Below are 26801 nucleotides of genomic sequence, written 5' to 3' on the forward strand. Positions count from 1 at the left end.
GAATGATGTCAGAACAATATATAATCAGTATTGATCAAAGTACCCAGGGAACAAAAGCATTATTATTTGATTCGGCCGGAAACCTGATCCGGAGGGTGGATCAGGCCCATCGGCAGATCATCGATGAGAAGGGCTGGGTGTCCCACGGCCCAATGGAGATTTACCAGAATATCATTGCGGTGACCGCCAGGCTGTTGGAGGAGACGCAGATCGACAGGGACAAGGTGGCCGGTGTGGGGATCAGCAACCAGCGGGAAACCTCCCTGGCATGGAACCGGATCACCGGGGAGCCTGTGGGGCTTGCGGTGGTGTGGCAGTGCGCCCGGGCCGCAGATCTCTGCGACCAGGTGGCAGCGGCGGGCCATGGGGAGAAAATCCGCCGAAAGACAGGCATGAATCTGTCCCCCTATTTTCCGGCATCCAAGATCGCCTGGATCTTAAGAAATGTGGAAGGCGCCAGGGAACTCTCAGACGCAGGAACGCTTTGCCACGGAACCATTGACAGTTGGGTGATCTACAAGCTGACCGGCAAAGCCTCCTATAAAACCGATTTTTCCAATGCGTCCCGGACACAGCTTTTCAACATTTTTGACCTGAAATGGGATGAGGAAATCTGTGAAATATTCGGAATCAATCCGAACAATCTTCCGGAAGTGTGCGACTCCAATTCCAACTTCGGAGAAACGGATTTTGACGGGCTGCTCCCGAATCCGGTTCCGATTCACGGCGTGCTGGGCGACTCCCACGGCGCGCTGTTCGGACAGGGCTGCCTGCAGCCGGGCATGATGAAATCCACCTACGGCACCGGATCGTCCATCATGATGAACATCGGTGAGAATCCTGTGTTAAGCACCCACGGGGTGGTCACGTCCCTGGCATGGAGCATGGACGGCAAAGTCAATTATGTGCTGGAAGGAAACTTAAATTATACGGGGGCCGTGATTACCTGGCTCAAAGACGACCTGAAAATGATCGACAGTCCCCAGGAAACCCAGGCCCTGGCAGAGCAGGCGGCGCCAGACGATCCGCTGTATCTGGTTCCGGCATTTTCCGGATTGGGCGCGCCCTATTGGGACAGCCGGGCCACCGCCATGCTCACCGGAATGACCAGGACCACCGGACGGGCGGAGATCGTAAGGGCCGGACTGGAATGCATTGCCTACCAGATCCAGGATGTGATCGGGGCCATGAGCGAGGATTCCGGGGTGGAGGTCCATGAGCTGCGGGTGGACGGCGGGCCGACCAGAAACGCGTATCTCATGCAGTTTCAGAGCGACATTGCCGGGATCGACGTACAGGTGCCGGATTCCGATGAGCTCTCCGGGATGGGGGCCGCCTATGCGGCCGGACTGGCGCTTGGCGTCTGGGACGAAACCATTTTTGAAAAGCTGGGCCGTAAAAAATATACACCGAACATGCAGGAAAAATTACGGAATAAAAAATACGAGGGATGGAAGCGTGCTGTAAAAAAGGTTCTGTCCTGAGCCGTGATGTAAAGTACTGTATCAAAATCTGTCCTGCTGACTGCTTATAAAGGAATAGATAAAGATCTGTTTTGCAGACTGCATATAATAAAAGAGGGAGAAATGATGGAGAAATTAAGGATTTCAGAAAACAGGCGTTATTTTGTCACTGCCGACGGCAGGCCGTTTACATGGATTGCGGACACGAACTGGACGATCCCCCAGAGGCTGAAATGGGACGATGTGGAATATCTGATGAAAAAGAGAAAAAGCCAGGGCTTTACCGTGCTCCAGATCGTGGCGCTGGACCCGGAGCGGGATATAGAGATGCACAGCCCGTCCGGGGAGAAGGCGCTTTTAAATGACGATCCGGATACGCCAAACGAGCGTTATTTTGAATACCTGGACTGGATTCTGGACAAGGCGGAGTCGTACGGCTTCTATGTCCTGCTCCTGCCCGTGTGGGGCCAGCTGGTGGTTGGAAGCGACTGGAGCGGCTGTACCTATGAAAAGACGATTACCGAAGAAAACGCGTACCGCTACGGCCGGTGGATCGGAAACCGCTACCGGGAGAAAAACCATATCCTCTGGTGTCTTGGAGGAGACCGCCAGCCCATCCATGACGGGGTGGATTATAAAAATGTGTGGAGGCGCCTGGCGGAAGGAATCGCCAAAGGCGTGCTGGGTCAGGACTTAAAGTACAACCAGCCTGACGATGCCTGGAAGGACGTCCTGATGACCTACCACGCATGCCACGAGATGCAGACAGGGGAATGCTCCACCATGTCCTACTGGACGGACGAGGAAGCCTGGATTGATTTTATCATGCTGCAGTCCGGCCATGGCCTGACACCGAAAAATTATGAACTGGTGGAAAAGGAATACAGCCGCAAAAAAGTGATGCCGGTATGGGACGGGGAGCCTGCCTACGAGATGATGCCCACCTCCTGGCCCATCACTCCGGAAACGAAGATGCACGGCTCCTGGATGACAAGAAAACGGGCCTACTGGTCGCTGTTTTCCGGCGCGTTTGGGTATACCTACGGGCACGCTTCCGTATGGTGCTGCGTTTCCGAGCAGGAGAAAAGCCCCATCAGCAGCCAGACATGGTATGAAGCGCTGCAGTCCGAGGGCTCTGAACAGATCCGCTATCTGCGGCAGTTTTCTGACAGCCTGCAGATCATGACCGCCCGTCCGGCCCGGGAGATACTGCCTCAGACCGAGGGGGAGGATGTGCTGGATCTGCATCTGCAGGCATGTACCTGCCTGGATGAAAGGTTTGCCTGCGTCTATTTTCCAAGCGGGGGCGGGGCTGTCCTGAACCTGGGAAATGTGTGGAAGCCGGAAGCGCCACGGGAATTTGACGGGGAAGTCTGCCTGTGGTGGTATAATCCGAGGGACGGGAAGTTCTATACCCACGCCGGGCAAAGGGCAGAAGCAGCAGAGACTGCACAGGCAGCCGGAGGGAAACTCAGCGTATCCGCCCCGGATTCCGGCCCGGAGCATGACTGGGTGCTGATTGCGTCCAGAGAACAGACGGAGGCTCCGGTGAAAGAACAGACCTATTATAATATGGATGAGGAAAAGGCGGTAAAGAAAGTATTTGAGTGGTAAAACAGAGTATGTATAAAGTTATGAAAGATCGGTATATTGAATTAAAAGTAATCTTGACAGCTTGTGGTATTCATTTGGCAGAGCTTGATAAGATAAAAGAATAGCTTTCATAATTTACAATTAAAAAAGGCGGGGCAGTCAGGAAATAGCTGATTTTCTACAGTATATCGCGAATCATCAAACATGCGCGGTATGTTGTGTATAAATCCTATTTCCAGGCTGCTCCTTCTTTTTTTGTTCTTCGAACCGAAAACAGCCAGGAAAGCCGAACGCATCCGATCATACACTGAAAAAATGTCGGATTCAGAAAAAAATAATACATTGCATTCCACTTTTTGCAGGCGTATGCTGTATATAGAATCAGGACAGAGGGATTCCAAAAAGCATGCCGTGAGAATTGGCTGCAGCGGTTAAGGAGGAAGATGAGATGTTGGATTTAAAAGCAAATCCGTTTTTTCTGGATGACAAAATGGAAAAATGGGTCTACGACACACTGGCGGGGATGAGCACAGAGGAGAAGATCGGGCAGATGTTCTGCCCCGTCGGCGGCAATACGGAGGAAGGTTTCTTAAAGGAATTTCTGGAGGAGTACAAACCCGGCGCGATCATGTACCGGCCCATGCCGGCGGCAGAGATCCAGAAGACACACCGCTTTCTTCAGGAGCATTCCAGAATCCCCATGCTCTTCGGCGCAAACCTGGAATCCGGCGGCAACGGGATCTGCTCGGACGGGACGTATTTTGCAAGGCCCATGGGGGCGGCGGCTACCGATGACCCGGTACAGGCTTACCGCCTGGGGGCGATTGCGGGAAAAGAAGCCATGGCCGTGGGATGCAACTGGGCCTTTGCGCCCATCTGCGACCTGGATCTGAATTTCCGCAATCCCATCACCAACGTGCGGACCTTCGGAAGCGACCAGAAACGGGTCACCACATTTGTCAGGGAGCAGCTAAAGGGACTCAGTGACCAGGGCGTTGCCGCGGCGGTCAAGCATTTTCCAGGGGACGGGGTGGACGAACGGGACCAGCATCTGGTGGCCTCTGTGAACAGCCTGTCGGTGGAAGACTATGACAAAACCTACGGGGCCATCTGGCAGGAGGTTGTGGACGCAGGGGCTCTGTCCGTCATGGTGGGACATATCCTGCAGCCTGCGTACAGCAAGTACATCAATCCGGAATTGAAGGACGAAGAGATCCTTCCGGCCACCCTGTCAAAAGAAATCCTCCAGGGGCTGCTGCGGGGGAAACTGGGCTTTAACGGCATGATCACAACGGACGCGACGCCGATGGTGGGCTTCAATACCTCCATGAAACGCTCCCAGGCAATCCCGGCAGCACTGGCAGCAGGGTGCGACATGATCCTGTTCAACAAGGACATCCGGGAGGATTACCGGTTTGTGCAGGAAGCCATCGCAGACGGCCGTCTGAGCATGGAACGGGTGGACGAGGCCGTGACCCGGATACTGGCCATGAAGGCGGCCATGGATCTGCCCGGAAAAAAAGAAAGGGGGACTCTTGTGCCCGGGGAAGAGGCGCTGTCCGTTGTTGCCTGCGGAGAGCATCGGGCATGGGCGAGAGAATGTGCGGATAAAAGTGTGACTCTCGTAAAGGATACACAGAATCTGCTCCCGATCTCACCGGATACATATAAAAGAATCCGCCTTTACCTTCTGGAGGACCGCCTGGAGGGCGGCTTCAAGGATGGAGACGGGGCCATCGGACTGGTAAAGGAAAAGCTGGAAAAGGAAGGCTTTGAGGTAACGCTGTTTGACTATTCCAGACCGGATTTTCATGAGATGTTTGAAGGCGGGGTGGAGGACATCCAAAGCAAATTCGACCTGGCGGTCTACGTGGCATGCCTGGATACGGCCAGCAACCAGTCCGTGAGAAGGATCGACTGGCTGCACCTGATGGCGGCGGACGCACCCTGGTTTTTAAACGAGGTTCCGGCAATGTTCATTTCCATCGCAAACCCATACCATCTGCTGGATGCGCCCATGTTTCGGACGTTTATCAACGGGTACACGCCCACAGAGGAAGTGGTGGATCAGGTGATTGATAAGATCGTGGGAAGGTCCGCATTTCAGGGTGTGAATCCGGTGGATCCGTTCTGCGGGGTATGGGGAGCGGAGTTTTGAGGAAGTGCAGATGCATGACTATAAATAGTAATGGATTGGCCTAAAGAACGATGAGCTCTGCCGCTTAAAAAATTTTTCGCAAAAATCCAGTATGATATTTTTATAAATCAAACAAAAGGACAGGCCGTCCGGCAAAAAGCTATAATAGACAGAAAAGAAGCAGCATAAGATATCCAAATCATAGAATAGGGCAAGCGGCAGAGATAAGTCGGAAGTAATGGGGATTACCACCATTAGTTTCGACTTATCTCTGCCGCTTTTTGTATGCCGCCATATCCAGAAAAGTGGCCGGCAGGAGGTGCTCTGCACAGGATTTTTGAAGGCCGGGAAACAAACTGAAAAAAGGTCGGATTCTGAATAAATTACTACATGGATTCTGTCCCCGGCTGTTGCTATCATGAAAAAGTATTGAAGTGCATTTGAAAAAATCTCGAGGAGGAATTTCATGAAAACATCAGGACTGAATCCATACCTTCCTTTCTGGGAGACTGTTCCGGACGGTGAACCCCATGTGTTTGGGGATCGGGTCTACATTTACGGAAGCCATGACCGGCTTGGAGGGACCTCATTCTGTGAAGAGGATTATGTGTGCTGGAGCGCACCGGTTGAGGAGCCGGGCGTGTGGACCTGTGAGGGTGTTATCTATAAAAAAATGCAGGATCCGCTGAACGGCGCACCCTACGGAAAAACGCTGCCTGAGATCGGAATGCCCCTGGGAACGGAGGAAAATCCGCATCTTTTATATGCGCCGGATGTGGCGCAGGGGCCGGACGGCAGATATTACCTGTACTATGCGCTGGATTTTGTAAATGTGATTTCCGTGGCAGTCTGTGATACGCCTGCAGGACAATACGAATTTCTGGATTTCGTGCGCAGGGAGGACGGTACAATCCCGGACGCGGGGCGATGGTTCGATCCGGCCATTCTCTCGGAGGAAAGCGGGAATTATCTTTATTATGGATTCGCGCCGGCCCGGAAATTTCCGGGGATGGAGCAGGTGATATTTCCGGGGGCCATGATGGTGAAGCTGGCACAGGATATGCATACCATCATCAGCGAGCCGAAGTGTGTGGCAAATGGTATAGATACGGCAAAGGGGACTTCCTATGAAGCGCATCCGTTTTTTGAAGCGTCCAGCATCCGGAAGCTGGGAAACCGGTATTATTTTGTCTATTCCAGCCTGCAGGGGCATGAACTGTGTTATGGGACGGCGGATACTCCCGAGGGCCCTTTTGCGTACAAAGGGGTGATCGTATCCAATGGAGACCTGGGATATGAGGGAAATAACCTTGCAGTGAATTATACAGGAAATAACCACGGCGGTCTGGAAAGGATCGGGGACCGGCTCTATATTTTCTGGCACAGACATACCCATGGAACCGCATTTTCCAGACAGGGGTGCGCGGATGCGGTGAAGATTTTGGAGGACGGAACCATTCCCCAGATTGAGATTACAAGCTGCGGACTCCATGACGGCCCGCTGCCTGCGAAAGGGGCGTATGACTCCTGCATCGCCTGCCATCTCACCGAGGCAGACCGGGAACAGGTAGGGCAGGTTGTGATGAGCGGCCCGGGCGAGGCAGTGCCCGAACTGCCGGAGGAAATGCCGTATATCACGGAAGAGGCGGACGAGACGGGAGAGAAGGGGCTGAAACCGTATATCCGCAACCTGCGTACCGGGTCGGCGGCAGGCTTTAAATACTTTCAGTTTGAAGGAACGGAATCCCGGATTACCGTGGAGCTGCGGGGCCTTGGATGCCTGGAGGTGCGGGCGGACAGTCCCGATCCTCAGGCGGGAACTATGGTCGGGTCGGCAGCAGTGGATTCAAAGAACTGGAAGCATGTAACGACCGGACTTCAAGTGGAAGCAGGAAAACATGCGCTTTATTTTCTTGTAAAAGAGGGAACGGTGGATTTCGCATCATTTGAGATTGCGTGATTTTGCGCAGATATAGAAATCCGGTGATTTTTTCGCAGAGACGGAAATTGAGAGACTTTTACATAGAGATGGAAATTGAGTGATTTTTTGCAGAGACGGAGATTGAGAGACTTTTATACGGATGTGTGTTGACGCACGAATATAAAATTAAGAAGGAGACAGAACATGAAGGCTTTTATTTTTGATTTGGACGGAGTGATTGTATTTACGGACAAGTTCCACTATCAGGCGTGGAAAAAGATGGCGGACAGGATGGGAATTTATTTTGATGAGGTCATCAATAACCGTCTGCGTGGTGTGAGCCGCGCGGAGAGCCTGGAGATCATTCTGGAAAAATGTGAGGAAGTGCTGACGGAGGAAAAAAAGGCGGAACTGATGGAGGAGAAGAACAACACCTACCGGGAGCTGCTGCATACCATGACTCCCGCAGATGTTTCGGACGAGGTGCGGAATACGCTGGACGCACTGCGGGCTGCGGGCTACAGGCTGGCCATCGGTTCTTCCAGCAAAAATGCGAAATTCATTCTGGAACGGGTGGGGCTTCTGGATGCATTTGACGCAATTTCCGACGGCACCAACATCACCCATTCCAAGCCGGATCCGGAGGTGTTTGTGAAAGCCGGGGAATTTTTGGGGATCGGCGCCGAAGAATGTGTGGTTGTGGAGGACGCATACGCCGGGATTGATGCGGCCCGGGCGGCAGGGATGAAGTCCGTGGGCATCGGGGACGCATCAGGGTACGGGAAGGCAGATTATAAGATCCAGGCATTCAAAGAACTTCTGGACATTGCAGAAGTATAAGATCCGGATATTCGAAGGGCAGCCGGATATTTCAAAAGTATATGGCTGTGAATAATAACAGAATATTCAAAAATCCGGCATAGCAAAAGCCGGGAATCTGTTCATAGGTTCCCGGCTTTAGTTAAGGTCTTATTTACGCATTGTGCCCTGTTTGTAAACTCTTTTTTTCATCACATGTCCCTCTCTTTCAAATGTCCCCGTTTGATCTCCAGCACCACGTCCGCCTGATTTGCTACCACGCCAGAATGTGTCACGACCACCACGCATTTTCCGAACCCATGGGCGCTCTCTTTCAAAATGGCCGTGATCTCCTCGGCGGTATCGGCGTCCAGGTTTCCGGTCGGCTCGTCTGCCAGAATGACCGGGGCATTGGAGGCCAGGGCGCGCGCAATCGCCACCCGCTGCTGCTGTCCGCCGGACAGTTTCAGCACATTACGCTGTGCTTCATCTTTTGTAAGCCCCAGCCGTTCTAAAATGGGGGCGGCGTCCAGCTTGGCGGTGAGCCGCACATTCTCAAGGGGCGTCATGTAATCAATCAGGTTGTAGCTCTGAAAAATCAGCGAGATATGGTTTTTTCGGTGATGTTCCAAGCCCTTTGCCGTTATGTCCCCGCCGTCAAACAGGACGCTGCCCTGTGTTGGCACATCCAGCCCGCCCAACAGGGACAGCAGCGTAGTCTTGCCAGACCCGGACGGGCCGAGGATGGCGTACATTTTCCCGGTTTCCAGCGACCCGCTGATGTTCTGCAAAACCGCCTTGCCCTTTTCATAGGCGTAAGAAACATTTTTCAATTCCAGTGTAAACATAATCGTCCCTCCTTCAGCTCATTTTCGACAGGATTTCACGGGGATTCAGCCGCATGACCATGATAGACGATGCGCTGACGGCCACAATGATAATGGCAAGGCCAATCAGGCAGAGCTGTGCAAGGTGATCCAGCCCAACGGACACCTGGATGCCGTCCTCCGTGGGCAGGGTTTTTTGAATAAGGTTATCTGCACCTGCATCAACCGCAGCGGCGGCAGTTACAAGGTCGTTATCGTCCTCCGGCTCCGTCTGCATACTCCGCTCCAGCAGGTGGTTGCCGATCTGCCCCGCTACTGCGTTGCTGGTGAAGTAGGACAGGCCAAAGGCGAGGACGGCGATCAGCAGCACCTCAATCAAATACTGCCCGATGATGGCCGTTTTTTTGATCCCCACGGACAGGAACACGCCGATTTCATGGATGCGGGTCTTTGTCCAAAGGGTCAAAATCAGGGCCAGAATGATGGCGCTGACAACAATAATCACCACCAGCAGGGTCATGACCAATTCATTCAGCGTAGCCAGCGGAGCGGCGGCGTTTTCGTAGGTTTCATTGTCAATCTCAACGGTAAAGGCTTTCCAGTCGATACCCGGCAGGGCTTTTACATCGGCCACCACCTGCGCCATGTCCTGCGGGTCGGATATGGTGACATGGAGGGCGGAAAAGCCGTAGTTGATTTCTCCGCCGTCAAATTCTTTCGAGGTCTGCAAGTCTACAAATATCCGGTTCTGGATTTTATCGTAGGTAGTGACGGTTTCGCCAAACTGCTCCACCGCGTTCGGGGTAAACAGCCCGACGATCTGTACCTTGATTTCCTGCCCGGTAAAACCCTGATCTTCCACGCTGTAACTGAGGGCGGTAAGATCGTCCCCAATTTTCAGCTCGTTCCGCTCTGCCAAGTCCTGGCTGATGATTGCCGCATGGGTATCATCGGCGGAGATATGCCGCCCCTCTGCCAACGTCAGTGTGCCGGTGGTGAAAAGTTCATCATCCTCCGTGCTGCAGACGCCCAGCACCTTTGTATAGCCCTGATACTTCGCATCTGTTGAAATCGTGCCGGGGAAAAGGGAAAGTCCATCAAACGGCAAAAGATTGTCCTGCCTTGCACTGCAATACTTTACGCCGGAAAGACCTTTGATTGCCGCAATGTTCTCCGGGGTAAGCTGTACGGTGGAATACATGAGAAAACTGCTTGATGTCTTGCCGGTTTCCTCGTCCACTTCGTCTTTGACGGGTTCTTTCACTACATAAGGGCTATTGCTCCAATCCACGAAAACGTCAAATTTGCCGCCCAGGCTCTGCCGCAAATCAAATTGTACGGCCTCGGATGCTTTCCAGATGGAAAGCCCTGTCAGGACAAAGGTTGCCATAATCATCAGAATAGTGAACAGGAGAATGGTTTTCCCTCGTTTTCGTGTGACGTATAGAAACGCCCTCTTGAAAATGCTCATGGTTCGATACCTCCATATCGTGATGCTGTTCTTCCGAACGCACCCGCAGAATAACACCCCAATGTGGAATGGGGATGAAACGTATATGGAATTTTTCTGGAAATGAAAAACTCCCCGGCCAGGGAGTTTTCCGTATTTATAGCTGAATTGTAAAACACATCCCAGGCGGAGAATTCATGGGCACAAAGGAATAGGGGATATTCATAGAGGTCAAGAGCGTATCCACGATATAGAGGCCCAGGCCGTTGCCGCCGCTTATCCGGCTTCGGGAGAAGTCTGGACGGTAGAATGGCTCAAACAGACGGCGGATTTCATCGTCAGGGATAGGCCTGCACTCATTTTCTACCATGAGACTGCGCCCTTCCATGCAGACGGAAACGGCTTTCCCGGCCTCCGTATAGGTGACAGCGTTTGCGAGAACATTTGATACCGCCTTGCTAAACCGACCAGCCGGAAGTTTCGCGGGAAATTGTTCTGGCAAATCAAGTGAGAAGGTGATCTGATGTGCTGCCGCAATCATCTGATACGGTGCACACAGTTCCGCCATCAGTTCCGCTATGTCAATCGGTTTCGCTGGTTCATCGGTGGTGTTCAGCCTGGAGGTTTCCAAAATTTCATGTACCATCCCTGAAAGCTGCTCCACCATTTCTTTACACTCCGGGAGATAGGCAGCATAATCCTGATACTTCCCAACGCCTAAAATCATATTTTCCAGGGTGGCGTTCAGAGCCGTCACAGGGGTTTTCAGTTCATGGGATGCCGCCCGCAGGAAGTCAACCTTGGTCTGCTCCATATCACGCACAGCGTCCTTTTCCCGCTCTAAATGTTCAATCGTGGATAGTAAATCAGAATATAGATCATTGACGTTTCGCGCCAGCGTACCAATTTCATCCTTTGTATGAATCGGGCAGTTCACCCCATGGTCTAATTTCATCATCTGCTCGGTTGCCGCCGAAATCTTCTTGATAGGGTCAGCAATCGCTTTAGAAAACAGGAGAGAGCAGACAACGGAAATCAGCAAAGAACAGCTCAAAGAGACGGGCAGGGCCTTTTCTACTGCCTCGGTCACAAATTGCTCCTGTCTGATGCTGACAACAACATCATCCGGGGTACTCACCGCAAGCTGCAACCGTGGGGCAAGGAGATAGATCAGCCCATGTGTGACAACAACGACAAAGAGCATGATACTCATGGTATACAGAAATATTTTTGGAAATAATTTTAATCGTTTCATGGCTGTACCTCGTATTTATAACCGATCCCCTTAACTGTTACGATACAGTCAAGTCGCAGCTTCTTCCGCAGATTTTTGATGTAGGTGTCCACGGTTCGGTCGATGATCGGGTAGTCAGCCCCCCATAGTTCGTCCAAAATCTGCGAACGGGTCAGCACCAGCCCTTTATGCTCCACCAGCAGTCGGAGCAGATCAATTTCCTTGGGCGTGATGTCGATTTTTCCGGTGCTGTCGCTGGCGGTGTAGCCGGAGAAATTGATGGTCACATCACCAAAGGTTATAGTTTGGGGTAACGGGGCCTGTCCACTTCGCCGCAAGAGAGCGGTGATCCGCCTCCCCAGCAGTACCATAGAAAAGGGTTTTGTCATATAATCGTCAGCCTGCTCGTCAAAACTCATGACCTGGGTATATTCGTCCTCAATAGCAGTGAGCATCAGAACGGGTGTTGTGCTTGTCCGCCGTATCTCGTGCAGGACGGACAGGCCGCTGACATGGGGCAGCATAATGTCCAGCACAACAAGATCGATGCTGTTCTCACGGAAAAACTGTAACGCATCCCCGCCATCATAGGCCGGGATAACCTTGTGGCCTGCGGGCTTTAGGTATTCACAAATTGCATCGTTGGTCTTGCGGTCGTCCTCAACTACTAATAGTGTTGCCATTGTAGCACCTCCTTGGGGACAGTGTAGCATGGGAATGTGGAATGGGTATGAAATTTTCTCCATTTTCCCGGAAGCCCTGGAGGAGAGCCTTAGATATTCTCCGTATATCGACAGTCCGGATACCCGCTGCATCCCCAGAAGTCTCCGAATTTTCCACTGCGTTTTTTCAAAAGCTGGCCGCACCTGGGGCAGGTTTTTAGATTTTGCGCAGCCTTCGGAGAGGAGAGCTCCTGGCCCAGCTTTTCGAAAATCTTCTGATTCATGCTGCAGTCGGCAAGGGCACGGTGGGCCCCGTCTGTGGAAATATGGTAATAAGAGGCCAGGTCCGTCAGCTTGTAGTTGGAAAGCTGGGGCAGGCACTGTCTGGCCAGGGGCAGCGTGTCGATGTAATCATTTGCAAGGGTCTTTCCCCAGTATTTTTCCGCGTCACGCCAGAGAAACCTCATGTCAAAGGTATGGATGTTGTGTCCCACCAAAATCCGGTCTCCGATAAACGCGTCAAAATCAGCCAGCGCTTTTTCAAATAAGGGCGCCTGCGCTACCATGTCGTCATAGATATGATTCACTTTTGAGGCATGATAGGGGATGGGTCTCTCCGGATTCACCAGCGTTGAAAATTCATCCGCGGTTCTGCCGTTTTGCACCAGGATCGCAGAGATCTCGATGACCGCATCATTGACCGCGCTGGTTCCGGTGGTCTCCAGGTCGAAAACTACATAGTCTGCCGTATATTGATTCCGTTTCTTTCCTCTTTTGTCTCCAAGCATGTTTCTCTTTTCCTCCGCCAATGTATGTGGTGCGCAGTTAGGATTTGCAGTAACGGCGCATATTGCAGCAGGTCCTGAACCGCTGCACAGATTTCATTATAACAGAACTTTTCGTGCCGCGCCATATGTTTGTGGCTGCCGCCGATTGTACCGGAGAAGCCCCCTTTGAACTGTGATTATCTAAGATAAATATAGACAAAATATATGGCATACATCAACAGGAAGACGAACCCCTCTTTTTTGGAGAGCACCCCCTTGCTCCTGGTAAATACATAAGCAATGCCGCTCATAACGATCAGGAGCAGCATATCAAAGATGGCTTCTCCATCGACTGTGATGGGGGAGATGGCCGCGCTCATTCCCAGGATCAGAAGGATATTGAAAATATTGGAGCCGACCACATTTCCAAGAGCCAGGTCATTTTCACCCTTTTGGGCGGCGACCATGGAGGTGACAAGCTCCGGCAGGGAGGTTCCCATGGCGACGATGGTGAGCCCGATGAAGGACTGGCTCAGCCCATACTGCAGGGCGATCTCGCATGCGCTGTCCACGACCAGATCTCCGCCCAGGATGATTCCGGCCAGCCCGACGAGGACAAGAAGGACGCTTTTCAGGGGGGACATGGTTTCGTAATCCTCCCCGGATTCATCGGTTCGGGCCTTCAAAGCGCCTCTGACCTGTGAAACTAAAAAGACAAGGAATAAGACCAGAAGCGCCAATCCGTCGATCCGATCCAGATGAAAGCTGCCTGTGCCGTCGAAGAGTCCGCCGAAGGACAGGCCGGTGCAAAGCAGTGCAAGTACGGCCGTGATGAGGATGGAAAAAGGAAATTCCTTTTTCAGGACAGTGGGGCTTGCCTTCAGGGGACGGATCACAGAGCTGAAGCCAAGTACAATCAGAAGATTGAAAATATTGGAGCCCAGCACATTGCTCACGGCCAGTCCATTCTGCCCCTTGAGAGCGGCGGTGACGCTGACAGAGGCTTCGGGCATGCTGGTCCCGAACGCGACCACAGTCAGCCCGATGATGATCGTCGGGATCTTCAAAAGCTTTGCCGCGCTGGAGCTCCCGTCTACAAAAAAATCCGCGCCTTTGATCAACAATACAAATCCCAGAACTAAAAATACATATACCATTTTTTTCCTCCCTTTGTCTGTGTGGCCTGCAGCAAAAAAAGACTTTTACTGCAGAGTTACAACTGTTATGTAATCCTGCAATAAAAGTCTTGCTAATTGACAATACGAACCGGATCATATCAGGAATGAACGTGGTGACGATTTCGTATCACACTGAGAACGAAAAGGCAGGGATGTGAAAAAACAAAGGCCCTGATGTTGTTCTCAATGGAAGCTACTCCCTTTTATTGGGTATAACTGCCTGCATGGAAATGCAGGGATATCTATACCGTTGCCGCTAGTTTACCCTGATTCCTGCCAAATGTCAAGAAAAAAATGGAAGAGAATCGCTATTTTAGTTACTATTCACAGTTGATTTAAACCAAAGGCTTATCCACTAGAAATTTTGAGTACAAACATAACAAGAAAATTTCTATTTAGAAAGTCGCTAAAACAATGAAAAAAATGTTGTTTTTAGTGATTTTCTTCTTGTATTTCATATCGGTATGTGTTATAATTAACACATACCGATATGAGGAGGAATATTATATGAGCATTGTTTATCAGACGGACAAAAGATCTGGAATTACTTATGCTTATGAATCGAAAGCATACTGGGACAGCGAAAAAAAGCAATCCCGTTCTAAAAGAACATTGATCGGCAGGGTTGACCCGGAAACCGGCGAGATCAGAAAAACAGACGGACGATGCCGAAAAAATAGCCCTTATCAAACCGTACAGCTGACGGAACAGGATGAAATTTTAAACCGGTTAAAAGGCATGAAGATTTCTGAGCTAAAACAGGAAATATTACGCCTGGAAATCGAGAACAGGGAACTCAGGAATAAACTGGAATCCCAGTAATCAAAGGAGCAGCTATCGTGATCTACAGTAACAGCAAACGTGTCAGCCTGGAGCGAATGTCCGCTGAAATCATAAATCTAAAAGACAGGATACAGGATTATCAGGAACGCTGCCATTCCCTCACCAATGCCCTGGCCAGATGTGAAAAATCAAAAGAAAAAATGAAAGCCGCTTATGAGGAAATGCTTTCCGAAAGAGACGCGCTCATCAAGGAACTAACAAATAAGGTGCTGCATCTTGAAGCTGTAGCGGCTCATGACGGCACAAACACGGGAATGTCTACTGCTACTACGCCAATCAACAAGAAAAAAGTGATCCCCAATTCCAGGCGTGGAAGCAGTTTAAAAAAGGGCGGACAGCCGGGCCATGAGAAGCATGGGATGGAAAAATTTGAAGATTCCGATATTACGGAGACCATTTCCCATGAGCTTGACCTGTCTGCTGAAACCTGTGATTTTTGTGGTGGGAAACTCATAGATACAGGGGAGTCCATTTCAAAAGACGAATTCGATGTAGAGATCAAAGTTGTGAAACGCAGGCATGAATACCATATTTACAGTTGCGTGGACTGCGGCGCGACAGTACGCCTGCCGATTGAGAAACGTCTGAAAGAACAAAATCAATATGGAAGCCGTGTACAGGCGTTGGCCCTTTCTATGATGGCTACCGGAAATGTAGCGGTTAATAAGGCGCGTATGCTGGTCAGTGGTATGACGGACGGGCTGATGTGTCCAAGTGAAGGCTTTATCTGCAAGCTGTATAAAAGGGCCTCGGGGAATCTTCAGGCATTTATGTCTGACCTGAAAAGGGTATTGATTACAAGGGCACTCCTTTACTGGGATGACACTGTGGTCATGATACAGACGAAAAGAGCCTGTATGCGTTTTTATGGAGACGAAACGATCTCGTACTATACCGCCCATGAGCATAAGGACCTGGAGGGCATGCTTGATGACCAGATCCTTACAGCGCTCACTCCGGAAACAACGGTCATGCATGACCATAACAGGGTGAACTATAACGAACTTTTTTGTTTTCAGAACATTGAGTGCAACCAGCATCTGGAAAGAGACCTTCAAAAGATAGCGGATGATAATCCGACCCATAAATGGGCAATTGGTATGAAAGGACTGATATCATCGACAATAAAGAAGCGTAAGGATCTGATCTTGAAAGGAATAGAGTCCTTTCCGGACCAGGAGATAAAAAGTTTTAAAACGAAAGTGGAACGTTTTTTGAAGAAAGGGGATAAAGAAAACAAAAAATCCAAAAACAAGTATGCTGTTTCCTTCGAAAGGACCGTTTTGGATCGGATTGAAAAATATCAGGAGAATTATTTCAGATGGGTAGAGGATTTCCGCCTGCCGACAACAGATAATTTAAGCGAGCGAGGGCTGCGCGGAATCAAATCCCATATGAAGATCTCAGGACAATTTGACAGCGAAAAAACCGCAAAGTATTATGCGACAGTGAAGACCTATGTGGAAACGTGCAGAAAGAATCACATAAACGAAATGGAGGCACTTTCAAGATTATGTGCCGGAGCTCCTTACACTGTTGAAGAAATCTTTGCATAAACTGTCAGTTCATAATACCAGCAAACCAAGAGACTATTTCAAATCCCTTGGTCTACTGGTGTTTATAATTTTAAATCGACTGTGAATAGTAACCTATTTTACTGGTTGGATTTATACTCCGATCGGATTCTTTTTTTCACTCTGCCTTACAAGCAGGACATCCGCATATTCTACTTTGTCGTTCCGGCGTTTGTAGTTCCGCCGGTACTGCGCCGGCGGGATATCATAGTATTTCTGGAAGGAATGATTATAAGCCCGCAGATTCGGAAAGCCGTTTTTGATGGCGATATCAATTAGCGGAAGATCACTTCCAAGCAGATCCTTCTGCGCATTGATCAGACGGATCTTCGTCAGATGCTCCCGGAACCCTTCACCCACATAGGAGCGGAACTCCCGTGAGATATGTTCTTTGGATAGATGCAGCAAATCCGCGATTTCATCCAGGGTAAGCGGCTGGCTGTAGTGTTCCTCCATGTAGGACATGAGCTCACGGTAGCGGCCGTAATATTTTTCAGAATGTGCCTGGGGACTGCCCATACGCGAGACACAGCAATATGTGATCATCAGATATACGATGTGGAACACAAGGGCATTTGCCTCCAGGAGCAATCCGGGATTTTCTTCTTTCGCCGCATAAAGTTCATAAAGGTTCCTGCAGCAGGAGGCGATATCTCTGCGCGCTTCTTCGTTTCGGCTCAGGTCGAACCAGTTGTGGTTTTCTTTTGAATAGTTTTTAAATAATCCGGGATCCAGACGGAGGGAAAGGCTTACGATGGCATGCCCTTTCACAGGGGTGACACGGTGGATCATGGAGCTATTGACAATTGTAACATCATTTTCCATAAGAGTGACTTCGTTCTGGCCGCAGGTAACATACAGGCGGGAATCCAGGGAAGCAACCAGTTCCATGCATTCATGCCAGTGCATCTCACAGATGGTTGTATTTTCAGGTGAATGAATCAGTATAACCGCGGGAAAATTATCGGGCGGCACCACGATTTCATGGAATGCATTCATTTTTTACCTCCTCGGGGAAAGCTACTTTACGAAAACTTCATATGACTGGAAAATAGCATAATTACTTGGAAAAGTCAATGCAAAAAATATCAATATTTTACATTTTTTTCCGCATGGAATCACATCCATGGAACCATATTATTTTATATAATAAGAATTGAAAAAACGGCCGTAAATATTTGGATACCACAGTAGATGAAAAGCTGTCTGCGTAGTTTTTTCGCATGTGATATCATAAAGTATAGAATGAGAGGAGACGAAAACTATGGCAATCATCCAAGTAAAATTTTTTTCCAACTGTCTGATGCGTAATGTGCCGTTTACGGCAGTGCTTCCAAATGACGGGGCATTCAGCGAGTATGGAGAACCGGATTTTATAACCGGAAAAATGAGGACACTGTATCTGCTGCACGGTTATACCGGGGATGAGACGGATTATCTGGTCAATACCCGGGTACGTGAGCTAAGCAAAAAATATGGGATCGCTGTGGTCATGCCAGACGGCGACAACAGCTTTTATGTGGACAATCCTGTGGAAAAACGGTATTTTGGAAGATATATTGGAGAAGAATTGGTAGAATATACGCGCAGGCTCTTCCATCTGTCTCACAAGCGAGAGGATACGTTTATCGGGGGGCTGTCCATGGGAGGCTACGGAGCCATGCGCAACGGGTTGAAATACACCCGCAATTTTTCGAAAATAATTGCGCTTTCTGGGGCTTATGTGCCGGTTCGTATAGTGGATAGAGGAGGAGTCCCTGCGGATGACGGCATTTCTGACGCGGCATATCAGTGTAGGGTATTCGGAGATCCCAAGAAGATTGGAGAAAGCGATCTGGATCCCAGATTTATTTATCAGGAGCTGAAAAGGAACGGAGAAGAAATTCCGAAGATCTATATGGCCGAAGGCAGTGAGGATATCCTGCTGAAGGAAAATCATACTGTGCGCGACTTCTTAAAGGAACAGAATGCAGATTTTGTATACATTGAGGACAGCGGCTGTCATGACTGGGATTTCTGGAATAAGCATCTGGAAGAAGCATTTGTATTTCTGGTTGGAGAAAACTAAAGAGAGAAGGGGAAAACTATGTTAAAGGATACGAGTAAAATCAGTTTATTTGAAAAATTAATCTATGGTTCCGGCGCATTTGGTATGAACGCCCTGTATACACTATTCAGCACTTATGTCCTGTTTTTCTATACGGATGTCATTCTGTTAAATGCGGCTCTGGTGGGAGCAGTGATCGCGTTTTCCAAGATTTTTGACGGCATTTCCGATCTGATTGCCGGACAGATTATAGATAGCCACAGGAGCAAAAGGGGACATTGTATCCCGGTTGTTCTGAAATGGTCCATTCCCATGATATTTTCTGTCATATTGGTATTTCTGGTTCCGGACGGAAGCCTTGCGCTGCGAATTATTTATATTTTTATTACCTACAACTTGTTCAATACGGTATTATATACGTATGTCGGCATGGCGTTCGGTTCCCTGCCGTCCTATGTGACAAATGACTCGGTGGATCGTTCTCAGATGCTGATCTTCAATATGATGTTTTCCGCGCTGACCCAGACCATTATGGCTTCTGCGATGATGCCCATGGTAGAGTTCTTTGGCGGGCAGGGGCAGCAGTCTGCCTGGATTAAATCCATCCTGGTATTCGGTATTATAGGCCTGATTCCCCTGGTACTGAACGTGATCTTTGTCAAGGAGCGGGTGGAAAATGAAGTACCGCCGGAGAATCTGATCGTAGGCGTAAAGTGTGCGGTTGTGAATAAATACTGGTGGATGGCATTTGTAGTAAACCTGATGGCTAACTTTATTCTGACCTTCAATCTGTCCGTCTCGGTTTACTACCTGAATTCGGTTCTGGGAAACATGGCGCTGATGGGAACCTTTGTGGCCTGCTCCAACCTTCCAGGCGTATTTTTGTCTGCGATCGCGCCGTTTTTTCTCAGGAAGTTTACCAAACGCCAGATGGTCCTGTTCGGTTCCATATGCATGCTGACGGCGCAGATTGCGTTTATCCTACTGCCTACGAGCAATACGGTTCTGTTCGTGACTGCGCTTATGCGCGGGATTGGAATGGGCTTCGCCATGGGGATGGCAGGGGCGCTGATTGGGGATACCATTGACTACGGGGAGTGGAAGACCGGTATCCGCGTTCAGTCTGTTCTGTTTTCCGCAAGCTCGGTCGGTGCCAAGGTAGGACAGGGCGCGCTGACTGCGGCATTTGGCTTTGTGCTGAGCGCCATCGGTTATAACGGGGCTCTGGAAACACAGGCCGCCTCTACCGTTTCAGGTATTGACGCATTTTTCAAATTCGGGCCGCTGGTTGTGGCGATCATCCTGTTGGTAGATATTTGGTTCCTGGATGTAGAAACAAAAAATCCGCAATTCATAAAAGAAATCAAAGAGCGGAAAGCTGCCCAAAAGGCAGGAAATTGACAGAGGATAATATTTTGTAATCCGGGGGGACGATTTTCATAGTGGAAGGAGAAAAATCGAATGTCAGAAAATATGGAAAGAAATTTGAAAGTTCAGGAGGTCATTGATCGAATCTTAAAGGATATGTGCGGCGGTCCGAAGTTCGAGCAGACCTGTGATGTGATTACTGTAGGAAGTCCGGACAATGAGGTGACAGGGATCGTAACTACATTTATGCCTACATTTCATGTGATTCAGGAGGCAGTGCACCTGGGGGCGAATTTTATTATTTCCCATGAACCAACCTGGTTTACCGGAAATGATGCGACAGACTGGTGCAAAGACGACAGTATTTATCTGGCGAAACGGAAATACCTGGAAGAGCATGATATTACGATATGGCGTTTTCATGACCATATGCATATCGGTTCGGAAAAGGATTATATTTATGAGGGGCTGATAGAGGAATTGGACTGGCGCGGGTATCTGCAGCCCGATGAAAAGCAGCCGTGGATCTATGAACTGCCGGAGACTACGGTAGGGGAACTAGCAGAATTTTTCAAAAAAAGGCTGGACATGGATACCATACAGATTATTGGTTCCCCGGAAATGAAGGTGAAGCGTACAGGCATTTTGGTCGGCGGCGGAAGCCTTGGGCTTGGTGTAGAGGAAATGCCGATGCAGGTGATGGAGCGCAACGGCCTGGATCTGCTGATCGTGGGAGATATTACGGAGTGGACGGTGTGTGCTTATATTAATGATGCGTATCAGATGGGGTTCCATCGTGCCATGCTGACCCTTGGTCATGAACGGAGTGAAGAACCAGGAATGAAGTATCTGGTGCCATGGCTGCAGAAACGATTTCCAAAACTCCCCATTACGTTTGTGGATGCAAAAGAACCATTTATATATTTGTGAATTATGAGTATATAGTGGGTATGCTTTAAGAATCTTACATTATTTTAGGGGCATTGAGGCAGTTCAATAAAGGGCCTGGAAATTTTTTCTTCGCATGTATTAAAAAACACCAGACAAATAAAAAAAGAAAGAGACGAACATCCGGGATTTCCAGTTGTAAAGAGGTCCGCAAAAACGTATAATAGGAAAAAGGGCAGAACTTCCATCCGAAATTCACCCCCGAGAAAAAGAGAGGACTCAAAGAGTCTCATCCGGGACTCATACCCGCAGAAAGAACGCATTTTGAGGTGGCCTATGCAGTTGTTATTAAAGGACATTCCCCTTCTGGATATCGGGGAAAACGGAACCTGTACGATTCTGGATTTTGACCGGCTTCCGTTTTCTCTCAGGAAAGAAAATATTACTTTTATAGATTTCATCGAGTGGGCCTCGAACCGTACCTTGTCCATCGGACGGAGTTTTGCCAAGGAGATACTGAATGCGCTCCGGCTCTCTCAGACCAACCGATATGCCGTGTGCAAGGCATGCCGGGGGCTGAGCCTGGAGGATGCGTACTGGATTCGGCAGGACGGGGATAAAAGGGTGTGGGAAGAGGTGAACCTGTTCCAAAATCCGTTATCTTTATATATCACCGAGATATCCCTCTCCGGAGCCAGCGTACACTGCTCTGGGGAGACGCTTGACAGGCGGCAGGACATCCATACGCCGGAGCTTACCACACTGGGGGCAAGCGCAAAAGGCTGGATTCGGAAGAACGGGACTCTTTATCTGCACAAAGTCGGAAAATACGAAATTCCCGCAGACCGGATATTGACTGCATTGGATATCCCCCACATCCATTACCGGATTTCATCAGAGGAAGAGCTTTGCTCCTATCTGACGGAAGAACGGAGAGAGTGGATCGAAAGCGTGGGTGATGCCGTTGTGAATGCAGAGCTGTTTACCTCCCAGGAGGTTTCTATGGTGACATTTGAGGAATTTCAGATATTCTGCGGAAATTACGGGCTGGATGCCTATGAGGAAGCCGAAAAAGCGGACAGGGAGTTTTATCTGAAAATGCAGATTGCAGATTATATTCTGAACAACAATGACAGACATGAGCAGAACTGGGGATTTTTTATGGAAAATGCAACCGGGAGGCTGACAGGATATTGTCCCCTGTTTGATCATGACCATGCCTTCGCCGGCTACTCCCATGTGTTCTCACAGACCAGAAGAGAGCAGATGACATTGTACGAATCGGCGGCTGCGGCCCAGAAGGAGCTGGGAATGGATCTGAAAAGGGTGGAGGAAATGGAACGGCCTGAGTTTTTGACGGAGGAGCAGTGGGAAGGCGTTTTGACGAGGAACCGGAGGCTGAAGGATTTATGATTACAAATGAAAGCGTCAACCAGGCAATCGACTATATACTGCGCCACATGGAAGAGGATGTGACGTTGGACGACGTAGCGGAATACTGCCATTTTTCCAAATATTATTTCAGCCGTCTGTTCAAGGAGCAGACCGGGGAAAGCGTATATGCGTTTATCAGGCGGCTGCGTCTGGAACAGAGCGCGTTCCGCTTAAAGACGGAGCAGGAGCGCAGGATCACGGAGATCGGGGCGGATTATGGCTACAGTTCGTCCAATTTCAGCTCCGCATTCCGTCAGCATTACCGCATGGCTCCGGCTGTTTTTCGGAAAAAATGCCGCAGATCTTCCATAGAGCACCCGTTTTTCCATCATGAGAAATGGCATACGGAAAGCTTTGAGGAATGTAACGCCAAGATCACAGTGGAGGAGATCCCGGATTACGAGGTAATCTATGAAAGGCGGATCGGCAGTTACGAGCGGCTTTCCAGAGACTGGGACGGATTTATCAAAAAATATGAGAAGTATATCACGGATGAAACGAAGTTTTTGGAGCGCACCTATGACGACCCGGCGGTAACCTCTCAGGAGCAGTGCCTTTATGATATCTGCATGAGCGTCCCGGAAGGCTGCCCGCTGGAAAATACGCTGCGGATTCAGGGCGGCACTTGCTTTGTGTATCATTTCAAAGGGCATGCAAAATATATTTACGCCGCCTATCAGACGCTGTTTCTGGTATGGCTGCCCGGAACCCGCCGTGAACTGGACTCCGGCAGGAGCCTGTTCGACATTTATCATAAGATAGATTGTGAAACCATGTATATGGAACTGGACATCTGCCTTCCGGTGAAAAGCTGTTAATATTCACACCCTGGCCGGGTGCTCACAGTAACGAAAAGCTGACCGTACATCCCACCCTGCAGCAGCCCGGATGGGATGCGCCATACCCGGAGGGCAAGAATCCAGAAGTATATAATCAATCTCCTCCTTATAATGGATACCGTATCAAAAGGGATTCATTGTAGGAGGTTTTATTATGGAACTGAAACAGATTAAAAACAGTACGTCAAGCATGATCCTGCAGTTTTCCATACCGTCCATCATTGCCATGATGCTTACGTCATGGATCACCGTTGCGGACGGATTTTTTATGGGAAATTATGTGGGGAAGGAGGCGATCGCAGCCGTGAACCTGGGGCTGCCTATCGTGTATCTGTACCTGGGCGTGGGGCTGATGGTATCCATCGGAGGGGTGGCGATTGCCGGAATGGCCCTTGGCGCCGGTGACCGGGAAACCGGCAATCAGGTCTTCCGCCAGACGATCGCGCTCACTCTGTTCCTTTCGGCAGGGATCAGCGTCCTTATAGGTTTCGGCTTTGGGCCGATGCTGCGTATCCTGCATGCGGATGAAAGGGTAATCGCTTATTTTCAGGAGTACTACCGGATCATGCTGCTGGAACTTCCGATCATGGTGGTCAATTCTTCTCTCGGTATGTTCATCCGGGGAGAGGGCAGTCCCCGGTACTTTATGAAAGTTACGATCTTGAACGTGCTGCTGAATATCCTGCTGGATTACCTGTTCGCCGGATGCTTTCACAAAGGGGCGGCCGGGATCGCGGCTGCGTCCCTGATCTCCGCAGCGGTGTCCCTGCTTTTTCTGTTATACTATTTTTGGAAAAAAGCCCGCATCTACCGCCTGGGGAAATTTCGCTTTTCCGGGGAGGTCTGTGTGCAGGCGCTTCTCAATGGAAGCTCGGAGTTTATCGGGGAAATCTCAACGGGGATTACAATGTTTGCCTACAATTTTGTGATCATGAGACAGATCGGCGTGGACGGGGTGACGGCTTTTACCATTGTCGGGTATACGGCGTATGCATTCAGCATGGTCATCGTAGGATTCGGCCAGGGATCAAGCCCGCTGATCAGCTTCTGCTATGGGGCCGGGGAGAAAATGCTGGCTTCGGATATCCGGAAACGGACGAACCGGTATGTTTTCGGGGCAGGGGCGGCGGTATTCCTGCTGATGGCCTTAAGCGCGGACTGGTACGGCGGTCTTTTCGTACAGAATGAACATGTGGCGGGGATGGTCCGGTCGGGGATTCTGATTTTTATGGTTTCCTTTTTCTTTTCCGGGATCAACGCCATTACATCGTTCTATTTTACCGCCGTCGGAAAGGCAGCGGAGTCGGCCGCAATCTCCTTCTCCCGGGGGCTGGTGGTTTTGCTGGCCTGTATCTTCACGCTGCCGGCCCTGTTCGGGATGACCGGGGTCTGGCTGGCGGCGCCTGTGACGGAGGCAGTGACCCTGATCATCACCGGGGGACTTCTGAGCAGGGAATCTCTTCGGGAGGCGTAAAGAGAGGCTGAGAATGTCTCAGGATTCTCAATGGGCAAAGAAATGACTTTGAAGAATTGGATGCGGATCTTCAAAGTCATTTTTGTCATGTAATCAGCGTTATCAGATCCAAAGGACTCTTCAAAAAGTAATTTGCACGGATAGACTCCTGCCGGCTGCCCCAGACTGCCAGGGCAAAATCGATACCGGCATTTTCGGCGCACTGGCTGTCATAGGGGCTGTCTCCGATGTAGAGTACCTGCCGCTCGTCTGCCTCTGCTGTTTCCAGATATTTAAAAAGGGGAGCGGCACTTGGCTTATGCTCCCGGGTATCCTCCGCGCGGACGATGGTCTTAAAATAAGGACGGATACCAAAGGGGCAGAAGTTTTGCCGAAATTCTTCCCGTGTCTGTGACGTGACGATTCCCATGCGGCACCCCAGTCTTTGAAGATGATCCAACAATTCGATGATTCCGTCAAATACCCGAACAGTATCTGCATAACCGCGCCAATAAGTATCCCACAGACCTTGCGCCCTGGAAAGGTCTTTGATTCCAAGAATTTCCAACGCGTCTTTTCCGGTGATGCCCAGTGCAAAAGTCAGTTCAGAAACGGGGAGTTCTTTCCCGGATATTGCCCGCAGGGTATCCTGCAGGGAATGCAGAACCGCATATTCCGTATCGATCAGCGTCCCGTCGATGTCAAAAACGATATGTCTGTACTTCATGTTCACTCCTAACGAAAACTATTTTCCACGATGCCCGGAAGCAGGCTATAGACAGAACAGCCCATCTTCTTTTCAAACATTGCTTTGATTTCCAGAATTTTTTTCCATCTGCCGATGGTCGCCGGGTGGACGCCGTAGCGTATCGTCACATCCACAAATCGTTTTTCCAGAAGGCAGAAGCCGGTGGGCATAGCCAGAGAATCGCATAGCTGCACCAGCCGGTCGTAATCGTCATAGACCGCGTTTGCAACAAATTCCTTTATAAACAGGTAATCCGGTTCGCTGACGTCAAACTCCCCGATGGAGGTGTTCATATCCTGGATCATAAACGCATGGGAAATGCAGATCTGGGCTGCTTTTTCCCAACCACGCTCCATGCAGAAGCGGTAACCGTCGATCAAATGCCTTTCCGAAGTCACCCCGGCATAACGCCCGATATCGTGTAGCAGCCCGTAAAGATAAGCCTGATTGGCAGATAAATGTCCGCAGTGCAGCGCAATATGTTTGCAGGCTTCTGCCACGTACCGGGAATGGTCTGTCCAGGCCCCCGGATTGGATTTTGACGCTTCTTTCAGCGCCAGCTCTGCATTCTGTCTGTTGAACTCCATTTTCATATCTCCTCTATTGTTTCTTGCAGATATCATTATAGTGCAGGTCAGTATGAAAAAAATATCCCGTTTCCGCCGTTATGTATCACAATCCTGCCATCTTTTCCGATATTCTGAGGGCGTACAATGCGCGTATTCCCGAAAAACCTTTCCGAAATAGCTGCTGCTCCCCAGGCCGCAGGCATGGCTGATCACCGTCACCGGCTCCGTTCCCCTTGCCAGCATCCGGCAGGCCGTCTGCAGGCGGTATGTGTTCAGGTATTCCACAGGCGTCATGTTGAGACATTCACGGAACACCCGGAAACATTCCCGCTGACTCAGGAAGGCAGAAGCAGCCAGCTCCGCGATGGAGAGTTTTTCCGCGAAATGCTCATGAATGTAGATCATCATCAGCTTGATCTTATCGTTGCTTTTGCTGTGGGTTCGGCCGTTTTCCAGCATAGGGCGGGACAGTTCAAAAAGCATCAGCCATATTTCCGACAGGGCTTCCCGCAGCTTCATTTCATAGCCAAATTCCTCACCGGAAAAACGAAATGCTTCTGTGATGCGTTTCAGAATGGCTTCCTGCGCCGCATTTCCGGGAAAAAGAGGAATCAGTTCGATCTGCGGGGCTGCAGCAATGGGGGTGATATATTTTTTTTCAATTCGGCTTCCCGGTTCCCCGGAAAGCAGGGAGAGATCAAAAATATGGAGGAGCTGGATGTTTTCCTCGGTCTGCGGCATGGCCCTTGTCATATGGAGTACATTGGAATTTACCAGGCCGCCGCTTCCCGCAGGAAATAAAAGCTTCCCTCCGGGCGTATGATATTCCAGGCTCCCGCTTTTCATGTAAAAAAGCTCCACTGCCTTGTGCCAGTGCCAGGGCACAAACCGCCCGGCGTATTTGTCAAGCTCCGCCCTTGAGGCGATATAGGGGAAATCAACTGAAAAATCGGGAAATAATTCTTCCTTGCTTCCGGTATGAAATTCAATATGATGTATATTGTTCAT

23 protein-coding genes are annotated in these 26801 nt (G+C 49.9%); 13 read left to right on the forward strand and 10 right to left on the reverse strand.

The window, feature by feature from the left end:
* The first annotated feature begins 5 nt into the window (after positions 1 to 5).
* The 5 genes from EBB54_RS06045 to pgmB all read left to right on the forward strand — a co-directional run bounded on the left by EBB54_RS06045 (position 6) and on the right by pgmB (position 7954).
* On the forward strand, positions 6 to 1484 hold the full coding sequence (locus EBB54_RS06045; protein WP_193554402.1) for an FGGY-family carbohydrate kinase: 1479 nt from the start codon (positions 6 to 8) through the stop codon (positions 1482 to 1484).
* Positions 1485 to 1586: 102 nt separating this feature from the next.
* The gene (locus EBB54_RS06050; protein ID WP_125126753.1) at positions 1587 to 3077 is read left to right on the forward strand and encodes an apiosidase-like domain-containing protein; all 1491 of its coding nucleotides are present in this window, start codon (positions 1587 to 1589) and stop codon (positions 3075 to 3077) included.
* 427 nt (positions 3078 to 3504) lie between these two features.
* On the forward strand, positions 3505 to 5214 hold the full coding sequence (locus tag EBB54_RS06055) for a glycoside hydrolase family 3 protein (RefSeq protein WP_125126754.1): 1710 nt from the start codon (positions 3505 to 3507) through the stop codon (positions 5212 to 5214).
* Between the two features lie 445 nt (positions 5215 to 5659).
* On the forward strand, positions 5660 to 7153 hold the full coding sequence (locus EBB54_RS06060; RefSeq protein ID WP_125126755.1) for a family 43 glycosylhydrolase: 1494 nt from the start codon (positions 5660 to 5662) through the stop codon (positions 7151 to 7153).
* Positions 7154 to 7318: 165 nt separating this feature from the next.
* Complete coding sequence (gene pgmB / locus EBB54_RS06065; RefSeq protein ID WP_016296891.1) at positions 7319 to 7954, forward strand: beta-phosphoglucomutase; 636 nt, start codon at positions 7319 to 7321, stop codon at positions 7952 to 7954.
* A gap of 170 nt (positions 7955 to 8124) precedes the next feature.
* On the opposite strand, the gene EBB54_RS06070 is transcribed toward pgmB, so the two are convergent.
* The 6 genes from EBB54_RS06070 to EBB54_RS06095 all read right to left on the reverse strand — a co-directional run bounded on the left by EBB54_RS06070 (position 8125) and on the right by EBB54_RS06095 (position 14009).
* On the reverse strand, positions 8125 to 8760 hold the full coding sequence (locus EBB54_RS06070; protein ID WP_125126756.1) for an ATP-binding cassette domain-containing protein: 636 nt from the start codon (positions 8758 to 8760) through the stop codon (positions 8125 to 8127).
* A 13-nt stretch (positions 8761 to 8773) separates the two neighbouring features.
* Positions 8774 to 10210, reverse strand: a complete 1437-nt coding sequence (locus EBB54_RS06075; protein WP_125126757.1) for an ABC transporter permease — start codon at positions 10208 to 10210, stop codon at positions 8774 to 8776.
* 136 nt (positions 10211 to 10346) lie between these two features.
* The gene (locus EBB54_RS06080; RefSeq protein WP_125126758.1) at positions 10347 to 11444 is read right to left on the reverse strand and encodes a sensor histidine kinase; all 1098 of its coding nucleotides are present in this window, start codon (positions 11442 to 11444) and stop codon (positions 10347 to 10349) included.
* Positions 11441 to 12106: a response regulator transcription factor gene (locus EBB54_RS06085; RefSeq protein ID WP_125126759.1), complete on the reverse strand. Its 666-nt coding sequence runs from the start codon at positions 12104 to 12106 to the stop codon at positions 11441 to 11443. The genes EBB54_RS06080 and EBB54_RS06085 overlap by 4 nt, the downstream gene beginning before the upstream one ends.
* An 89-nt stretch (positions 12107 to 12195) precedes the next feature.
* A complete protein-coding gene (locus EBB54_RS06090) occupies positions 12196 to 12873 on the reverse strand; it encodes a 3'-5' exonuclease (protein WP_125126760.1) in 678 nt (225 codons plus the stop codon).
* Between the two features lie 176 nt (positions 12874 to 13049).
* Positions 13050 to 14009 (reverse strand): calcium/sodium antiporter, encoded by a 960-nt coding sequence (locus tag EBB54_RS06095; RefSeq protein WP_125126761.1) that lies wholly within the window; start codon positions 14007 to 14009, stop codon positions 13050 to 13052.
* Positions 14010 to 14537: 528 nt separating this feature from the next.
* On the opposite strand from EBB54_RS06095, the gene EBB54_RS30755 reads away from it, so the two are divergent.
* A complete protein-coding gene (locus tag EBB54_RS30755) occupies positions 14538 to 14852 on the forward strand; it encodes a hypothetical protein (RefSeq protein ID WP_004083136.1) in 315 nt (104 codons plus the stop codon).
* Positions 14853 to 14869: 17 nt separating this feature from the next.
* Positions 14870 to 16429: an IS66 family transposase gene (locus EBB54_RS06105; protein ID WP_125126762.1), complete on the forward strand. Its 1560-nt coding sequence runs from the start codon at positions 14870 to 14872 to the stop codon at positions 16427 to 16429.
* 111 nt (positions 16430 to 16540) lie between these two features.
* On the opposite strand, the gene EBB54_RS06110 is transcribed toward EBB54_RS06105, so the two are convergent.
* Positions 16541 to 17446: an AraC family transcriptional regulator gene (locus tag EBB54_RS06110; protein ID WP_016296884.1), complete on the reverse strand. Its 906-nt coding sequence runs from the start codon at positions 17444 to 17446 to the stop codon at positions 16541 to 16543.
* Between the two features lie 265 nt (positions 17447 to 17711).
* Between EBB54_RS06110 and EBB54_RS06115 the strand changes: the two genes are divergently transcribed.
* From EBB54_RS06115 to EBB54_RS06140, 6 genes are all read left to right on the forward strand, one after another.
* Positions 17712 to 18515 (forward strand): alpha/beta hydrolase, encoded by an 804-nt coding sequence (locus EBB54_RS06115; RefSeq protein WP_125126763.1) that lies wholly within the window; start codon positions 17712 to 17714, stop codon positions 18513 to 18515.
* Between the two features lie 18 nt (positions 18516 to 18533).
* The gene (locus EBB54_RS06120; RefSeq protein ID WP_125126764.1) at positions 18534 to 19895 is read left to right on the forward strand and encodes an MFS transporter; all 1362 of its coding nucleotides are present in this window, start codon (positions 18534 to 18536) and stop codon (positions 19893 to 19895) included.
* A 60-nt stretch (positions 19896 to 19955) separates the two neighbouring features.
* On the forward strand, positions 19956 to 20792 hold the full coding sequence (locus tag EBB54_RS06125; RefSeq protein WP_016296881.1) for a Nif3-like dinuclear metal center hexameric protein: 837 nt from the start codon (positions 19956 to 19958) through the stop codon (positions 20790 to 20792).
* Between the two features lie 294 nt (positions 20793 to 21086).
* Positions 21087 to 22163, forward strand: a complete 1077-nt coding sequence (locus EBB54_RS06130; RefSeq protein ID WP_016296880.1) for a hypothetical protein — start codon at positions 21087 to 21089, stop codon at positions 22161 to 22163.
* On the forward strand, positions 22160 to 23002 hold the full coding sequence (locus EBB54_RS06135; RefSeq protein WP_125126765.1) for an AraC family transcriptional regulator: 843 nt from the start codon (positions 22160 to 22162) through the stop codon (positions 23000 to 23002). Before EBB54_RS06130 ends, EBB54_RS06135 begins: the two co-directional genes overlap by 4 nt.
* A 175-nt stretch (positions 23003 to 23177) precedes the next feature.
* Complete coding sequence (locus tag EBB54_RS06140; protein WP_125126766.1) at positions 23178 to 24497, forward strand: MATE family efflux transporter; 1320 nt, start codon at positions 23178 to 23180, stop codon at positions 24495 to 24497.
* A gap of 85 nt (positions 24498 to 24582) precedes the next feature.
* Here the strand turns inward: EBB54_RS06140 and EBB54_RS06145 are convergent, their stop codons facing one another.
* The 3 genes from EBB54_RS06145 to EBB54_RS06155 form a co-directional block, all read right to left on the reverse strand.
* Complete coding sequence (locus tag EBB54_RS06145; protein ID WP_125126767.1) at positions 24583 to 25203, reverse strand: HAD family hydrolase; 621 nt, start codon at positions 25201 to 25203, stop codon at positions 24583 to 24585.
* A gap of 8 nt (positions 25204 to 25211) precedes the next feature.
* Entirely contained in the window at positions 25212 to 25811 is a 600-nt protein-coding gene (locus tag EBB54_RS06150) for an HD domain-containing protein (protein WP_125126768.1), read from the reverse strand.
* A 78-nt stretch (positions 25812 to 25889) separates the two neighbouring features.
* On the reverse strand, positions 25890 to 26801 hold the full coding sequence (locus tag EBB54_RS06155; RefSeq protein WP_125126769.1) for an AraC family transcriptional regulator: 912 nt from the start codon (positions 26799 to 26801) through the stop codon (positions 25890 to 25892).

The sequence above is a fragment of the Schaedlerella arabinosiphila genome, from assembly GCF_003885045.1.
GTDB lineage: Bacteria > Bacillota > Clostridia > Lachnospirales > Lachnospiraceae > Schaedlerella > Schaedlerella arabinosiphila.

Excerpts from the sequence above, each read along its gene's own strand:
- EBB54_RS06045 (WP_193554402.1), top strand. The coding sequence starts at position 6 with ATGTCAGAACAATATATAATCAGTATTGATCAAAGTACCCAGGGAACA.
- EBB54_RS06050 (WP_125126753.1), top strand. The coding sequence starts at position 1,587 with ATGATGGAGAAATTAAGGATTTCAGAAAACAGGCGTTATTTTGTCACT.
- EBB54_RS06055 (WP_125126754.1), top strand. The coding sequence starts at position 3,505 with ATGTTGGATTTAAAAGCAAATCCGTTTTTTCTGGATGACAAAATGGAA.
- EBB54_RS06060 (WP_125126755.1), top strand. The coding sequence starts at position 5,660 with ATGAAAACATCAGGACTGAATCCATACCTTCCTTTCTGGGAGACTGTT.
- pgmB (WP_016296891.1), top strand. The coding sequence starts at position 7,319 with ATGAAGGCTTTTATTTTTGATTTGGACGGAGTGATTGTATTTACGGAC.
- EBB54_RS06070 (WP_125126756.1), bottom strand. The coding sequence starts at position 8,760 with ATGTTTACACTGGAATTGAAAAATGTTTCTTACGCCTATGAAAAGGGC.
- EBB54_RS06075 (WP_125126757.1), bottom strand. The coding sequence starts at position 10,210 with ATGAGCATTTTCAAGAGGGCGTTTCTATACGTCACACGAAAACGAGGG.
- EBB54_RS06080 (WP_125126758.1), bottom strand. The coding sequence starts at position 11,444 with ATGAAACGATTAAAATTATTTCCAAAAATATTTCTGTATACCATGAGT.
- EBB54_RS06085 (WP_125126759.1), bottom strand. The coding sequence starts at position 12,106 with ATGGCAACACTATTAGTAGTTGAGGACGACCGCAAGACCAACGATGCA.
- EBB54_RS06090 (WP_125126760.1), bottom strand. The coding sequence starts at position 12,873 with ATGCTTGGAGACAAAAGAGGAAAGAAACGGAATCAATATACGGCAGAC.
- EBB54_RS06095 (WP_125126761.1), bottom strand. The coding sequence starts at position 14,009 with ATGGTATATGTATTTTTAGTTCTGGGATTTGTATTGTTGATCAAAGGC.
- EBB54_RS30755 (WP_004083136.1), top strand. The coding sequence starts at position 14,538 with ATGAGCATTGTTTATCAGACGGACAAAAGATCTGGAATTACTTATGCT.
- EBB54_RS06110 (WP_016296884.1), bottom strand. The coding sequence starts at position 17,446 with ATGAATGCATTCCATGAAATCGTGGTGCCGCCCGATAATTTTCCCGCG.
- EBB54_RS06115 (WP_125126763.1), top strand. The coding sequence starts at position 17,712 with ATGGCAATCATCCAAGTAAAATTTTTTTCCAACTGTCTGATGCGTAAT.
- EBB54_RS06120 (WP_125126764.1), top strand. The coding sequence starts at position 18,534 with ATGTTAAAGGATACGAGTAAAATCAGTTTATTTGAAAAATTAATCTAT.
- EBB54_RS06125 (WP_016296881.1), top strand. The coding sequence starts at position 19,956 with ATGTCAGAAAATATGGAAAGAAATTTGAAAGTTCAGGAGGTCATTGAT.
- EBB54_RS06130 (WP_016296880.1), top strand. The coding sequence starts at position 21,087 with ATGCAGTTGTTATTAAAGGACATTCCCCTTCTGGATATCGGGGAAAAC.
- EBB54_RS06135 (WP_125126765.1), top strand. The coding sequence starts at position 22,160 with ATGATTACAAATGAAAGCGTCAACCAGGCAATCGACTATATACTGCGC.
- EBB54_RS06140 (WP_125126766.1), top strand. The coding sequence starts at position 23,178 with ATGGAACTGAAACAGATTAAAAACAGTACGTCAAGCATGATCCTGCAG.
- EBB54_RS06145 (WP_125126767.1), bottom strand. The coding sequence starts at position 25,203 with ATGAAGTACAGACATATCGTTTTTGACATCGACGGGACGCTGATCGAT.
- EBB54_RS06150 (WP_125126768.1), bottom strand. The coding sequence starts at position 25,811 with ATGGAGTTCAACAGACAGAATGCAGAGCTGGCGCTGAAAGAAGCGTCA.
- EBB54_RS06155 (WP_125126769.1), bottom strand. The coding sequence starts at position 26,801 with ATGAACAATATACATCATATTGAATTTCATACCGGAAGCAAGGAAGAA.